This is a genomic window from Streptomyces sp. NPDC002328, assembly GCF_042890065.1.
GTDB lineage: Bacteria > Actinomycetota > Actinomycetes > Streptomycetales > Streptomycetaceae > Streptomyces.
In genome coordinates, this window is record NZ_JBIARQ010000028.1 from 53,376 (window position 1) to 67,169 (window position 13,794).

Genomic DNA, 13,794 nt, shown 5'->3' on the forward strand with positions numbered 1-13,794 from the left:
TCATGACGATCCACCCTGTGCCGCAGCCTCGGCAACCAGCGCCTGGGCCTTCTCCGACAGCCGGGCCGCCACATCCTCGCCCTGCCCGAAACGGGCCAACCGCCGCGCCAGCTCAAGTGCTTCCGCGAAGGCGCCCTCGCGCTCCAGCAGGCCGATCAACCGTGGCACCGAGGACACCCGCACAAACGCCGCCGGTGCATCAGTGGTGTCGAAGGACACCGCGTGCGGGGTTGCTTCCATCAACTCCAAGTCCAGCAGGGCGAACACCTCAAGCGCGGCGAGGGCCCCAGGCTCCGCACGACGTGTACTCCACAGCCGATCGACCGCGCTCTGCAGAACAAAGTGGTAGTCCCTGGCCGAGCCCGGAAGCTCCAGCGCCTCCCAGACACGGGCGATCAGCTCAGCGCCGCGCGCGTCGAACGGCACATGCCGGCTGGCCGGTGTCGCAGACGTACTCCCCTCTGCGGTCGGCCACATCGGCGAGCCGTACGACTCGTCCGGACGAACCCCTGCGCCCGGCAGCGCCTCCCGCATGACACCCGGGCTCCCGGCAAAGGCAAGGCCAGGGACAGCCGCCATGCGCTCAAACCACGCCCCCATGTTCCCCCTTCACACAAAGAGGCCTGCACCCTCACCTACAGCGAAGTCGCCCCACCCGCCCCCTGCGGTACTTCATTGTCGCAGCCACACTCTCTCTGCACCCCGAAAGCGGATATGTGCTCCGCTCTCCGTCACCCACCCGGGCCCCCGACTGCCGCCGGCCGAAGAACGGGAACCAGACGCCCTTGTCGCCCACTCGACCTTGTGTCCGGAGTCGGGAATTTCGCTTCAAACACCTCTCGGCCAGCTGTACCAGGGACGGTGCCAGCCCTGGACGATTTCGGGTCAACCCGATTTTCCAGGTGGCCTGACCAGGGACGAACGACGTACCTGCGTTTCACGACGGTGAACACGTCAGCCTGAACGGGCGCCGATCAGGCTGGCCTTGAGAGCGTCGGCGAGGGAACCTTGAGGCATCGACGGCGGGATACGCCTCGCACCAATCCCTTCCCGAATCACCCGGGTTGGGGACCTCACCCCTACCTTCCTGGAGCTGCTCATGTCCGCCCTTCCCCTGCCCGCCGCCAGCCCCGAGCCGCCGGCGTTCTGCGCCAGCCACCTCCCTGCCCGCACCCAGCCGAGTCGGCTGGGCATCCCCGAGGTCGTGGTCATCGTCGTGGTCGTCCTGGCATCGGCCGGACTGGCCGCCGGCAACCGGCCTGTCCCGGCCGCGCTGGTCGTGGTGGCCGCCGCAGTGGCCGACCTGATCACCGGCCGCCGCTCCAGCGATGTCGCCAAGCCCTCCCGCCGCCGCAGCCGGTGACATGGGCCGCCCCGCCAAACCTGTCGCCGCCGGCACCAGCCCCCGGCTGCGGGCCCTGGCCGTCTACCTGCGCCAGCTCAAGGACGACACCCGTACCACCTACGCCACCCTGTCCGAGCGCACCGGCCCACCGGGCGCGCCCGGGTACCGCGGAGCCTCCACCCTCAGCCAGGCCGCCCGCGGCACCCACCTGCCCCCGCTCGAGACCGTCCTCGCCTACGCCCGCGCTGCCGGCGACCCCGGCAGCCACCCCACGCAGAGGCGAGAAGCGACAGCCCTGAGCCTGTGGAAGGCAGCCGCGATCGAGAAGGCCCGCCCGCACCTGGCCGGCCGCAGCCGACGGACCCGGCAAGTCCGCACCCCCGCCTCCCTGGGCCAGGAACTGACGCGACTGCGCCTGAGGCCCGGCCGGCCCTCTTACAGTGCCATCGAAAAGGCGACCAAAGCCGACGGGCACCGTGTACCGCGTTCGACAGCCCACCTGATCCTCAACGGGACGGTCCTGCCCAGCCGAGAGCAGCTGTCCGCACTCCTGAAAGCCTTCGACGTGAGCGTCGTAGACGCCGCCCAGTGGCACGCGGTCCTCGATCGCATCGAGGACCGCCGGCGACCGCCCGAGCCGATCCGGCGAGGCAGAGGGTACGCGTGCGCGGACGCCGACCCGGCCGTGCAGGAGTACCTCGAACGCCGCGAGCGCGACGAGGAGATCAAACGACGCACCGGACAGATCCATCCGGACGAGACGTACGAGGACTACGAGGAGCGGATGCGCGAGAGGGCGTTCCAGCAGCAGACCTCGGACGACTGGCTTACGAGGACTGCGACGAGCCGGAGGACGAGGCACAGAGACAAGTGCGGGCCGCTGAGCAGGCCGCCTCCGAACCCAGCTGAAGGCTTTGGTAGAGCGCGCCACCCCACAGGACAGGTCGCCGATCACGCCTGACAGCCGGCTTACCGTTTCCGCCCATCGCCACCTCCCATCCTCCTGAGCAGGACCAGTTCCGTGATCACCCACGACTCCCACCCCGGCGGTACATAATTCCAGTGAATATTATGTACCGTCAGCTAGACTGGGCAGCAGCGTTACATTTTTTGGCGTCCGGTCGTTCCGCATCCGCTGGCGGCCGCTCCCGAGCCGACTGCTCGACCTGCCCCTCGCAACCCTTGCCGCGTCTGTTCTTGGAGTCCCGGAATGTCTTCCTCGCATTCATCCCGCACTGCCGGTGAGGCGTCTTCCGGCGCTGCCATGCCGGACAACTCCGCCCCCGCTGCTCCGCCCGCAGCCTCGACGGAACCGTCCGACCCCGCTCCGTGCTGGGCGGGCCACTGGCCCCTGAGCTACCCCGAAGACGCCGGCCGCCGACACGGTGAGAACACTCCCGAGCCAGTTGAAGGCATGGTGGAGGACCCGGGAACAACCTCCACCGCCCCTGACGCGGAAACACCACACGCCATGGCGCGCACCCGCCCGGCGACGCTGCACGGGGCCCGCAACGCACTCAAACAGTTGATCGACGCAGCCATCCAAGGGCAACCCACGCCCCTGACGCGCGGCCCGCACCACGCACTGCTCACCACCCCCGCCCACGCAGCCAAGCTGGGCTGGAACCTCACCCAAGCCCCGACCCACAGCTTCGCGGACGCCCGCAAAAAGCTCGGAGACCTGATCCAGTACAGCGCCGAGGGCCACCCCCAGGTACTGCGCCGCCACAAGACCCCCGTCGCCGTCCTGCTCGCGGCAGCCGCAGACGGCACTCCCATGCCGCCCGCACTTCAAGCCGAGCCCGCACCCGACACCGTGGCTTCGACTGCAACGGCAGCCCCAGACTCCGCCGCAACACCCCCTGAGGGCCAGCAAGCAGTCCAAAACCCCCTCCCGACCACAGCAGCCGAAGTCGAGGCCGCCAAAGACCTCGCACCCGCGCCGACAACTACCCCTGCCAAAGCGGCCATTGCCCCCACCACGTCTTCGGCACCGCATCCGGAACCGGCGCCGACAGCCCACGACACGCCTGCACCTGCCCATACGCCCCCCGCCTCACCCGGCACCACCCCAGCCCCATCGACCGCCCTCACCGGCTCGCCGGCCGCTACCGCTCCAACCCCCGCCGATCCCGTACTCCAGCACCCGGTCACACCGCCGACCGCCCTCCCCAAACCCCCCTCGACCCCGCCCGAGCCGAGCCCGCCAGCCCCCGCTCCCGCGATGCCCGGCACCGGTCACGAGCCCGCCCTCCCGGCCGGCGGCCCACCAGCCATCGCTGCGCCGCGCACCCCGCGACGCCTGGCCGCACTCGCCCAAGCCCTCGACACCGTCATTCCGACCACCGCCCCCACCGGTGAAACCACCACGCCCACACCCCTGATGGGCCTGTCGACCGGCATCCGCACCCTGGACGACGTCCTCGGCGGACTCCAGCCCGGCCGCTTCTACCTCGTCGCCGCCGCCCCGGGCGCCGGATCCAGCCTGATCGCCACCGCCGCCGCCCGCACCAGCGCCCTCGACCAGCACCAACCCGTCCTGTATGCCGCCTCCGGACTCACCCGCGCCGACATCGCCGCACGCATCGTCGCCGCGCACCTGCCCGTCGACTACCGCCGCCTGCGAGCCGGCCGCCTCACCCCCACCGAACAGGACGACACCGCAGCCCTCCACCACCACCTGGCTCAAGCCCCGCTCTACATCGACGACGGCACCGACCTGACCACCGACGCGATCGCCGAAAGCGTCCCGGACCTGCCGGGCCTGGCCCTTGTCGTGGTCGACCGCCTGCAGACCACCGAGGACCCCCGGCTGCCGCTGTCCGGCCCGGCCCAGATCACCGACGCCGCCCAGGCCCTCGTCCACCTGGCCCGCACGCACGAACTCCCGGTCCTCGCTGCCGTCGACACCGACGACCCCCAGGTGATCGCCGCGCTCAGCCTCGACATCACCGTCACTCTGACCCGCGACGCCGACCAGATCCACGCCACCGTCACCGAGCGCGATCTCGGCCCGCAGGCCACCCTCACCCTCCACGCCGACCTCGCCCACGCCCGCATCACCGACCCCTACGCCAGTCCCGTCACCCTCACTTCAACACCCCAAACGCCCCCGACTACGCCCCCGCAAGACCCCGCACCGACCCCGCAGACGCCTCTCCAAGCCCCCACCAGCCCATCCCCGGCCCCCATGGCCACCCAGCCCGCCCCGACGGCCCACACCGCCGCCCCACGCAGGCCATCACCCCGCCGCACCACCACCCCACCCCCGCCTGAGGGTGGCTACGCCAACCGCGACTACAGCTACTTCACCGGCATGATCACCCGCGCCGTCGACGAAGCCCTCCACGACCACGACGGCGACCTCACCGCCGCAACCGAAGCCCTGGTGAAAAAGGCCGTACCGAACGCCATGGCCCTGTTCGAAGCGACCCGCGTCGGCGGAAACTACGAACACACCGTCTACCCGGAAACCCTCGAATTCCTCCGAAAGAAAACCAAGGACGGCGCCGACGAAATCTGGGAAGGCCGCCACAACTGGACCAACACCCACCTCACGGAAGAACTCAAAAACGGCACCCACCCCCCGATCACCGTCAACGCACTCGACACCAACGCCAGCTTCCTGTCCGCCTTCAAGACTCATTTGCCCATCGGCGCCCTGATCCACGACCCCCACGGCGGCTTCGACCCCAAACGCTCCGGCATCTACCGCCTCCCCACCCGCCCCACCTGGCACCACCCCGACCTGCCCGACCCGATCGGCAACCGCCGCGAAGACGGCCCTGTCCTCCTCGATGACGCCACCATCCGCCTCCTCATCCGCTGCGCCCGCCTTGGCCTGTGCGCGGCCCCGCACATCACCGAATGCTGGACGTCCGGCGCCAGTGAAGGCCTCCTGGAGAAATTCCGCCGCGTCCTGACCGAGGCCCGCACCAGCGCCATCGAAACCGACGACATGGTGACCGTCGAATACATCAAAGCCATGTACTCGAAATTCACCTCCACCATCGGAGAGTCAAGCGTCAACCGTGACATCCGCCGACCCGACTGGATGCACATCATCCGCTCCCAGGCATTCGCCAACCTCTGGTATAAATCCCACCGGGCCCACAGCAACGGCCTGACCGTCGTCCGCGTCCGCGGCACCGATGAACTCCACGTCGCCGGCGACTGGCGCACCGTCTTCACCGAAGGCCGCCTCACCACCCAGATGAAACAAAAAGACCAGTACCCACTGCCGAGGAAGAGCGCCCGATAGATGTCGACCGACGGATGGAAAAACTTCGGCAACTACGGCGCAGACCGCGACCCCGGAAACGTCCACGGCAAAATCGCCCTCGCCAGTGCCCTCGAAGACGCCCTCGAACGCATGATCATCGACGGCGGAATCAAATCCCCCGTCGACACCCGCCGCGGCCTGAAAGCCCGCATGCGCTACCTCACCACCACCAAAGGCGGCCCCCAAGCCCTGGCCGACGCCGGCATCCACGCCACCCCCACAACGATCCGCGCCTGGACCCGCGGCACCCAACGCCCCCGCCCCGCCAACCTTGAAGCGATCGACACCGCCTACTGGAACCTCCGCGCCCACAACGTGCTCGCCAACCCCGGTGCCCTCAAGCAGCACCTCAACCGAGGCGGCCGAGGCACCCGCATCGAGATCCACCCCGTCAACCAGGCAGCCGTCGACGAGCCGCGCCGCCGCGACAACCTGAGGATCCAGCACCGGCAGGTCCGCTACATCTGGGACGACGCCGTCGATGCCCTCGTCGCCAGAGACCTGGACACCATGGAAGACCTCTGGGACGACGTCATCGCCGAACTCGACTCCGACTGGGGCGCCTACACCTACGTCTCCTACATCGGCATCGGCGCCTGACACGACCGCTCACAGCCGTCCTGATCGGCTCGAAGCGGTGCTCGGGTCCCGTGGTGGCCTATGGGGAGTGCCGGTTGAACGTCGCCGTCTGGACGTGGAGTGGACGAGGGACGTCAGTCGGTGATGGTCTGCGGGAGAGTGCTGGCCAGCGTGCGCCGGCGACTGACCGAGTACTCCGGTCTCGGTGCCGACGACCTTGCCCGGGCCTATGCAGCGGTCGGCTCCCGAGGACGTGAACTGCAGAGTCTGGAGGCCATCTACCGCAGTAGCGTCGTGGAGTTCCCACCGGTGGCCTACGAGCAGGTCGAAGCGGCACGCGCGGCGGCGTAGAAGGCCGAGACCGCCTTCGCCGAACTGAGCGTCAGCCAGCCGCTGACCCGGCGCGCCGTCAACGTGCTGAACAGGGCAGCAGCCCTGGACCTTCCGGCCGATACGCCCGCCGCTCGCGCCGCCCAGATCGCCGCACAGTCCTGACAGCGTTCCCGGCGGACGCAGTCGGCAGTACCAGCAACTGCCGTCCCCGATGCGCAGGACCGCCATCACGACGAACAGCATCGCCGGAACGGCATGCGTCCGATGTGCCCCCCTGCCGCACGGCGCGTGCCGGAGCGTACGGGAAAAGAGCCTTGGCGGGTGGCCCGATACTGGCTTGGTGACCGGCTACGTGGAGACCAACGTCCGCCTCTTGCCGTGCGCGTTCGCCGCCCTGGACCGGGTGGCCGCCCGTTGGGGGACATCGCGGGACGCGACCGTGCGCAGGCTGCTGAGCGAGCACGTTCAGGCACAGGAGGACCGGGCCCCGGACGACCGGCTGACCCATATCTCGACCGTGCTGCGCTACCCGCCGCTGGGCAAGCGTGCCCCTGCTCCGCGGACGGCCCGGCCGCTGCGGCTGCGCGCGCAGCCCGGTCTGCTGGAACGGGCCCGCGCCGTCTCGCTGCGGCTGCCGGGACAGTACGCGCGCAGCCACCGCGACTACCAAGCCCGCACGCTTACCGATGCCGTGATGACGGCCATTGCGGCGGCCGAACCCATCGTGGACGACTTCCTGGAGGGCCTGTTGCCGCTGTTACGGCAGCGGGCCGCGCTCGGTCTGTGGCGGCTGGCGACGGCCGCGACGGCAACCGGCCCGGAGAGGGAGGTCCTGGACGCGGCGCGGGAGGCTGTGGAGGACGGGTGGCCGCTGGAGGTATCGGCCGAGGACCTGGACGGCCCGGGCGACGAGGTGCCGGCGCGGATGCGACGCGTCCAGCTGGTCGCTCGGATCCTGGAGGACGAGGTGGCCTGGCACGCGCCCGGGCGCTTCCAGGTGGCGGCGAACCTCGCCCGCTCGTGGCTGAGCGGGCCCGGCGCCCAAGACGGGGAAACCCTCCTCTACCAGCAGGCACAGGACTGGCAGGAGCTGTACCAGGACACCCTGCACGCCGCCGTCGAACGCCGGATGCAACTGCTCGCGGGCACCATCGACTACGACTTCACCGGGCGCGGCGGGACCGCCGTGTGGCGCGCCGAGCGACGCGTCGAGCAGCAGGACTTCGAGGCCTGGCTGACGAGCCAGCCGACCGGCACCGCTGTCGCGCGGCTCATCACCCCGCCCGGATGGATGCTGAGCCGGCCCGAGTCCTGGCACGCCCACACCCCAGGCCACCCTGCTGGGGAGGGCGACCTGCCGCAGCCGTACGCGCAGTGGGTGGCCGAGGGGAAGGTGCTGTGTTTCCCGTCCGAGGGTCGGCAGGTGTTCTGGCCGCTCGCACCGCACCCGAAGGCCCCGGGCTGGGCGCCGGTGCCCGGCATCGAGCCGGTGGTCGCGGCGGCCGGGCGCCTGCGTCCCGAGCAGGTCGGCGCGTTCGTCGAAGCGGTCCTCATCGACTGGGCCCACGAGTTCGAGGACGACGTCTCGGGGCGGATCACGCTGTGGCTGCCGGTCGACAGAGCGGTCGAGTTCGGTCTTCTCACCGTCAAGGATCAGCACGCCCGCATGGCCGCGGCGCGGGCACAGACCTTGGAGCTCATGGACGCGGTCATCGAGGAGTTCCGGCAGGACGATCCGCTGGACGTACAGCGGATCGAGCGGCTGCGCGAGGCCCGCGGCAGGAGCCGGGATTTCGGCCGCCTCGCGCGGCAGTACAACGCGCGGATCGGCTCGAAGTTCCGCACGGTGCGGCCCGTGTGGCCTTGGCCCGGGGGATCGGTGGCGCACACGCTGCTGTCCGGGAGTCCGCCCTATCTGGTGCAGTGTCTGGCCCTGTGGGCCCACCGCAACAGCATCCGGATCTTGGAGGATTCCATGCAGGATGCATGGAATCTGGCGTTCGACCGGTACGGCCGCCGCGTGTGACACCCGCCGATACATAACCACGTCCCCTCGCTCCGACACTGGCTTTCTGACGGGCGAAAAGTACGCCCGTCCTCGGAAATCACACGCCCGTATTCGGAGGGGAATACCGCATGCACACCGGCCGACCACTGATCACGTCCATCGCCGCTGGCCTCGGGGGAGCGGCCGAAGCGTTCGGTGGCGCCCCGTGGTGGCAGACCGCCACATTCTTCGTCCTGGCCCTGGCGATCCTGGTCGTCGCCGTCGTGCAGCTGGTCTTCCCCCAGAAGTCCGAGCACCGGCTCGCCTGGTGGCGCGACCGCCGGCGTCATCAGCAGCTCCGCGGCACGAGCCCGGCGCCGCGGGGCCACCGCGCGGCGGCTCGCCGCCCCGAGGAGCCCGGAGGCCGCGCCGAGGCGGATTCCTAGAGGCGGGAGCCGGCACTGCTCGGCCCGGGCTGGAACCCCGGAGAGCGGGCGGGCTCCGGTACGCCGTGCCGGGGGGCGCGTACGCCGTGCCGGGACCGCTGGACGGAGGCCTGGATGATCGCGTCGGCCCGTTGCCTGATCTCGGCGCTGCGTTCCTCGAAGGGCGACGCCGCCGACGGGCGGAGCCGGCCGGCCTCGTCGTAGCGGGCGCGGTACGACGAGGCGTCCCCCGGGGAGTTTAGGGGCTATCGCGGCCTGGACCGGGACGTCGAACGCGGTGTGATGCAAGGTCTCGAGGGCACTGCCGCGCCGCCAGGACAGGCCGGTGAGCGCGAGGGGAATGTCCCCGGGGGCGGTGTAGTCGACGTAGGTGAACCCGGCCCTGCGCTGGGGGAGATCGTCCTCGCTTCCGGCCGGCGGCTCGGTCTGGTAGACGAGGTGGGTCGCGGGGGACGGGGGCGGGGCGTCCTTGAAGAGCTGGGCCAGGGTCGTGTCCTCGAAGGCACTGTGGGCGGCGGTGTTCCAGTAGCCGGTGGGGCCACCGCTGCGGGGGAGGCTGCCGTGGCCGGTGTGTTCGAGCAGGGCACGGGCCCGATCCGCGGCGGGGCGGGCCGGGTCGTGCACGAAGCGGTGCAGTCCCGGGGGACAAAAGAACCACCTGCCCGGCATACAGGCGCTGCCGTAAGGGGTCCGCGCGCGACCGGCCGAGATCGGGGACGCAGGAGCGGGCGTGGCGCTGGTACTCCCCCTCCAGACGCTGTCCGTAGCGGTGTTCGGCCCCTTGGTGGCCGTCGAGGGCGAACAGTTGGTTCCACACGCGGTTGGCGGCCCGGCCCCGGTCCACCCCGGGGGCCAGGAAGTACGCGGTCCATTCGGCGGTCGGCCGGTTGTGGACATTGCGCTCGGGCGCGGGATCGCGGTAGCGATGCCACCAGCGCGCGCCCTCGTCCGTGCGCAGGCCGTGATTGATCCAGGCGTCCGGATGCGCCTCGTAGAGCCGGTCCCTGAGCAAGAACGCCAGGCCCCGCTTGCGGAACCCGAGATGCACCTGCACTCCGACAACCTGCAGAGCGAGGTTGTCGGGGTGCAGGTAGAACTCCACGTGCCCGACCGCCTGGCCGTCCAGCACGGCGATGATCTGGCGGCCGGCCAGCGGTGCGCCGGATTGCCTTTCCAGCCTGCGAGGTGAACGCCTACCGACGGCCCGATGGAAACCATGGCCGTCAGGCCTGCGGTGCCCGCGCGGCCCGGACCGAGACCACCCGGACCCCCACATCACTGCTGCCGGGAACGGCGCTGCCGGATCTCCTGGGAGAGAGGTCAGCCCACACCCTCTGGTTGACCTCGAAGACCGCCTGCACCGTGACCGTCGCCGCGTCGGGCGCTACCGGCGCGGCCTCCTCCTGGCCAGGAACTGAGACCAGCGCCACTGTGCAGGTGACCTCGCCGCGGGCGTCCGGTTCGGACCGGGAGTCGAATCGGATCTCAGCGCACCCGCTCAGGGCACCCATCAGCTCGGGTCGGGATGCGCGCCGCGCCCCTCCACCCGTCCCCCGGGCCGTGCCGCCGGTGCTTGGCGCATGGGCGGAACCGGCGGAGCGAAGACGTTGTTGCAGCTGTCGAATGACGGTCGGTCACCGCGCGGTACCCTCCGGCATGGGATCAGCAGACACAGTCATCGCGGCCGTTGCCGCAGGCCTCAGCGGCGTCGCGGCAGTCGCCTCGTGGCGCTCGTCAGCGCAGGCCAACGCCACCGCCGAGGCCGTGGCCCGGATCGAACGCGACCGGTGGCACCTGGATCTGACTCCGCAACTGCGTCTGAAGCTGGAGCCGCAGGGCGGCATGCTGTATGTCCGGTTCGACGGCCCGGCCTCGCTCGGGAGGATCACCGTGCAGCTCACCGTCCGCGACGACCGTGACCGAGTACGGGATCCGGTGTTGGCGGGCGGTCCGACGGCCGAGGAGCGAGCGGAGGTCGTCTGGGGCCCGTATCGCTTCCGTCCCGGCGTCGACGGGGCCGACCAACTCGGCCGCTCGGTGACACCGTTCACCTTGGAAGCCGACGACAGAACCCGCCTGGCCGTCGACGAAAGCCTGCGCCCCCGCTGGTACGAGGGCACCGGCGGCGAGGAACAGTGGCGCCAGCAGAACCGGACCAAGCGCATGCGCCTGTGGGCCGACTGCACGGCCGCCGGTCACAAGCCCTGGAAGCTCAGCTTCGAGGTGCCGCAGGACGGAACCTGGGCGCGGACAGGGCAGCCGGTGGGCACCTGACCTCCCGGCCGGAGACCCGCAAAAAAGATCGCTGAAGATTTTTTGTCGGTCCGGGGTCCGCCCGTCCCCAAAGGATGAGGGAGGGGTAACAGGACCGCTCCCGCCCGGGGTAAGGATCTGGCTGGTGAACGTGTACGTCATGGTGGCGCTGGTGGTGGGAATGATGGCGGGATGGTACCTACGGGCCGCAGGGGCTACTCCGGCCGAAGCGTTCGGCGGAGCCGTCGCCGCGACGCTGCTCGCCGACCACCTGCTGGAGCGCCGCCAGTGAGCACCCCCACACCCCCTGACCGGGAAGCGGCCACGGTCGGCGAGTGCGGGTGGACGCCCGCGCCGGTGATCGGCCTGGGCCTCAGCTGCCCCTCCTGCCGGCCACACCGCCACCCGGACCCGGCCCCGCAGCGCTGGCTCGACGGCACGGCCCGGCCCAACACCGCCCAGCTGGCCAGAGCATGCACGCTGACCGGCTACGAACAGCACACCGCGACGCTGGTCCGCGCGGCCGAGGTCACCCGGCGCGCCCGCCACCGCGCCCAGCAGCTCTTCCCCTACGGACTGGGCCCGGTCCTGGGCGACCTGAAGATCCCCGCCGACGGGGGAGGAGACATGCTGCGCGCTCTCGCCGATCTCGCGCTGGACATGTTCGCCCGCCGCCGGCCTCCTCGCGTCTACCCGGTGTGTCCGTGGGGCAGCAGCGACAGCACGGGATGCGGCCGCGACTCCTTCGGCCGCCTGACGCACGATCGCTGCCGCACGCCCACCGGCCCGGTGCCCGACTGGCGCTCGAGAGCCTGGGCCATCTGGTGCTGGAGCACCGCCCAGGTCGTGGACAGTCTCCCCGCGCACCTGCTGCAGTCCCGCCCGCAGCAGGCCGTGGACGCGGGGGTGCCCCGGCACGTTGGCAAGGGGATGATCGGTCCCATCACACTGCTGATCGGACGTGACGGGCCCGCCCAGCGGGCCCGGGTCTCCAGCCAGGCGCTGAACGCCATCGTCCAGAGGCTCGCCCCCTCCGGCCTGGACTTTCTCACCGTAATCCGGCTGCTCCACCGTCAGCTGGAGATGCCGCGCGGGGGCCCCTACCTCCACGGCTGGCGCGGCTATGCACCCCGCTCGCTGTTCACCGCGGCCCTGCAGGCCCGTCACGCCAGCCTCCACCAAGGGCCCGACGACGTCCTCGTCGAACACTTGGCCCGCTTCCTAGGCGGGCGCACCAGCCGAAGCCCCAAGCGCATCGCCCAGGGACTGCTGCACGAGGGCTGGGACGACCAGGTGCACGGCACGGACGAACTCGAGGCCCGCCTGCGTGCCGCCGTTCACGCTGCGACGTCGGCGGACACCGAACTGTGGGAGCACGAACACCGAGGGCAGCGCGTGCAGTCCATGGACAAGCTCGACCTTCGCGCGGGCGTCCAGACCGTCGACGGTGATCTGCCAGGCCATGAAGAGGAAGTCGAACGCGTCCTGGCCAAGCTCTCTCCTGCGGAGCGGAAGGTCGCCGACTGCTACGCGGCTGACCGCCTCACCTGGAAGCAGGCAGCGCTGGAGGCAGGACAGCAGCCGGACATGGGAGAGCGGGTGCGACGTAAGATCAAGCGTCTCGGTAACGAGGACCGCCGTCGCCGGAACCCCGCACCCGGGAGCCCGTGACGGCAGGAGCACCAGGCGACCACATCTGCCGGCGTGCAGCGGAACGGTCGCCTGCATCGTCGAGGCGGACCTCAGCCGCGAGCACGTCCATCACGACATTCACGTACTGGTGGCTCTCGCTCTCCCTGCCGCAGCCGCGCCTGCCGTCCGGCCTGATGGTCTGCGGGGGAGTGTCAGTTGAGCGTCGTCGTCTGAGTGTCAGTGGCGCAGGCGTGGCGACCTGGTCGTTGGCACTAACGGGTGGTGCTCACCCGTTGCTGGCATGAGTGACGAAGGTCCATTTCATTCTCACGCTGTCAGGTACCAGCCAGGGGGAAGGTGCGGATCACGGTGACAGGTTCGGCGAGCACTGTGCCGACCCGAGCGCAAAGAAGACGAGCCCTGAATTTAGATCCTGATATCCAGCTTCGCGATACAACGAATTTATCCCCCTTCGGGAAAATCTCATTGGGGAGAAACTTATCCCCAAAATGCAAACGCGAGTAAATTTCGGCGAGTACAGAATTTCTCCGCGCGATTTCCATTTATCTCGGGCGTCAATCTCTCCGAGAGGTATAGACCACTTCTTTCAGACGCGGAGAGTAGCCGTTACATGATTTATGTAACGACCCAAAGGGCGTTACATAAAGAGTAGGATGGACGCCCGGAGGGCGCTCCAATACATGCCAGCCCAGCCTCGTCGCTTGAGATAAATCCGCAGTTCAGGGGGGTTAAGAGAGTGCCAAAGAGGCCTGAGGTCGCCACTTTACAATCATGTAACGGCCAACGGGGAGCAACCGTTCTCCAGCCAGCTTTGTGTAACGCTGCGGAGCAGCGTTACACAGTCCGTCGCGGAGCGACGGCGCAACTCTCCGTCACGTAGTGACGGCGCGTCATGTCTCCGGAGGAGACGGCGCGC

Annotated in this window: 12 protein-coding genes; 11 read left to right on the forward strand and 1 reads right to left on the reverse strand. The window is 69.8% G+C overall.

Annotated features, from left to right (window positions below; translation table 11 throughout):
* Complete coding sequence (locus tag ACFYX4_RS37970) at nucleotides 1–534, reverse strand: hypothetical protein (protein WP_007387412.1); 534 nt, start codon at nucleotides 532–534, stop codon at nucleotides 1–3.
* A 565-nt stretch (nucleotides 535–1,099) separates the two neighbouring features.
* Between ACFYX4_RS37970 and ACFYX4_RS37975 the strand changes: the two genes are divergently transcribed.
* The 11 genes from ACFYX4_RS37975 (at nucleotide 1,100) to ACFYX4_RS38025 (ending at nucleotide 12,896) form a co-directional block, all read left to right on the forward strand.
* Entirely contained in the window at nucleotides 1,100–1,363 is a 264-nt protein-coding gene (locus ACFYX4_RS37975) for a hypothetical protein (RefSeq protein ID WP_007387413.1), read from the forward strand.
* Nucleotides 1,329–2,306 carry a helix-turn-helix domain-containing protein gene (locus ACFYX4_RS37980; protein WP_389343960.1) on the forward strand — a complete coding sequence of 326 codons (978 nt, stop codon included), beginning with the start codon at nucleotides 1,329–1,331 and terminating at the stop codon, nucleotides 2,304–2,306. Before ACFYX4_RS37975 ends, ACFYX4_RS37980 begins: the two co-directional genes overlap by 35 nt.
* 1,263 nt (nucleotides 2,307–3,569) lie before the next feature.
* Entirely contained in the window at nucleotides 3,570–5,606 is a 2,037-nt protein-coding gene (locus ACFYX4_RS37985) for a DnaB-like helicase C-terminal domain-containing protein (protein WP_389343962.1), read from the forward strand.
* The gene (locus ACFYX4_RS37990) at nucleotides 5,607–6,227 is read left to right on the forward strand and encodes a hypothetical protein (protein ID WP_181801063.1); all 621 of its coding nucleotides are present in this window, start codon (nucleotides 5,607–5,609) and stop codon (nucleotides 6,225–6,227) included.
* 99 nt (nucleotides 6,228–6,326) lie between these two features.
* Nucleotides 6,327–6,557, forward strand: a complete 231-nt coding sequence (locus ACFYX4_RS37995) for a hypothetical protein (protein ID WP_141652948.1) — start codon at nucleotides 6,327–6,329, stop codon at nucleotides 6,555–6,557.
* Nucleotides 6,558–6,879: 322 nt separating this feature from the next.
* Nucleotides 6,880–8,565, forward strand: coding sequence for a hypothetical protein (locus ACFYX4_RS38000; RefSeq protein ID WP_181801062.1), 1,686 nt, complete (start codon nucleotides 6,880–6,882; stop codon nucleotides 8,563–8,565).
* 110 nt (nucleotides 8,566–8,675) lie between these two features.
* The gene (locus ACFYX4_RS38005) at nucleotides 8,676–8,972 is read left to right on the forward strand and encodes a hypothetical protein (protein ID WP_007387419.1); all 297 of its coding nucleotides are present in this window, start codon (nucleotides 8,676–8,678) and stop codon (nucleotides 8,970–8,972) included.
* A gap of 730 nt (nucleotides 8,973–9,702) precedes the next feature.
* The gene (locus ACFYX4_RS38010; RefSeq protein ID WP_181801061.1) at nucleotides 9,703–10,161 is read left to right on the forward strand and encodes a hypothetical protein; all 459 of its coding nucleotides are present in this window, start codon (nucleotides 9,703–9,705) and stop codon (nucleotides 10,159–10,161) included.
* Nucleotides 10,162–10,628: 467 nt separating this feature from the next.
* Nucleotides 10,629–11,246 (forward strand): hypothetical protein, encoded by a 618-nt coding sequence (locus ACFYX4_RS38015; protein ID WP_181801059.1) that lies wholly within the window; start codon nucleotides 10,629–10,631, stop codon nucleotides 11,244–11,246.
* A gap of 124 nt (nucleotides 11,247–11,370) precedes the next feature.
* A complete protein-coding gene (locus ACFYX4_RS38020; RefSeq protein WP_157996713.1) occupies nucleotides 11,371–11,517 on the forward strand; it encodes a hypothetical protein in 147 nt (48 codons plus the stop codon).
* Nucleotides 11,514–12,896 carry a hypothetical protein gene (locus tag ACFYX4_RS38025; protein ID WP_389343967.1) on the forward strand — a complete coding sequence of 461 codons (1,383 nt, stop codon included), beginning with the start codon at nucleotides 11,514–11,516 and terminating at the stop codon, nucleotides 12,894–12,896. Before ACFYX4_RS38020 ends, ACFYX4_RS38025 begins: the two co-directional genes overlap by 4 nt.
* Nucleotides 12,897–13,794: the final 898 nt, after the last annotated feature.

Coding starts and splice junctions, on each gene's coding strand:
- ACFYX4_RS38005 (WP_007387419.1), top strand. CDS start 8,676: ATGCACACCGGCCGACCACTGATCACGTCCATCGCCGCTGGCCTCGGG.
- ACFYX4_RS37975 (WP_007387413.1), top strand. CDS start 1,100: ATGTCCGCCCTTCCCCTGCCCGCCGCCAGCCCCGAGCCGCCGGCGTTC.
- ACFYX4_RS37985 (WP_389343962.1), top strand. CDS start 3,570: ATGCCCGGCACCGGTCACGAGCCCGCCCTCCCGGCCGGCGGCCCACCA.
- ACFYX4_RS38015 (WP_181801059.1), top strand. CDS start 10,629: ATGGGATCAGCAGACACAGTCATCGCGGCCGTTGCCGCAGGCCTCAGC.
- ACFYX4_RS37990 (WP_181801063.1), top strand. CDS start 5,607: ATGTCGACCGACGGATGGAAAAACTTCGGCAACTACGGCGCAGACCGC.
- ACFYX4_RS37980 (WP_389343960.1), top strand. CDS start 1,329: ATGTCGCCAAGCCCTCCCGCCGCCGCAGCCGGTGACATGGGCCGCCCC.
- ACFYX4_RS37970 (WP_007387412.1), bottom strand. CDS start 534: ATGCGGGAGGCGCTGCCGGGCGCAGGGGTTCGTCCGGACGAGTCGTAC.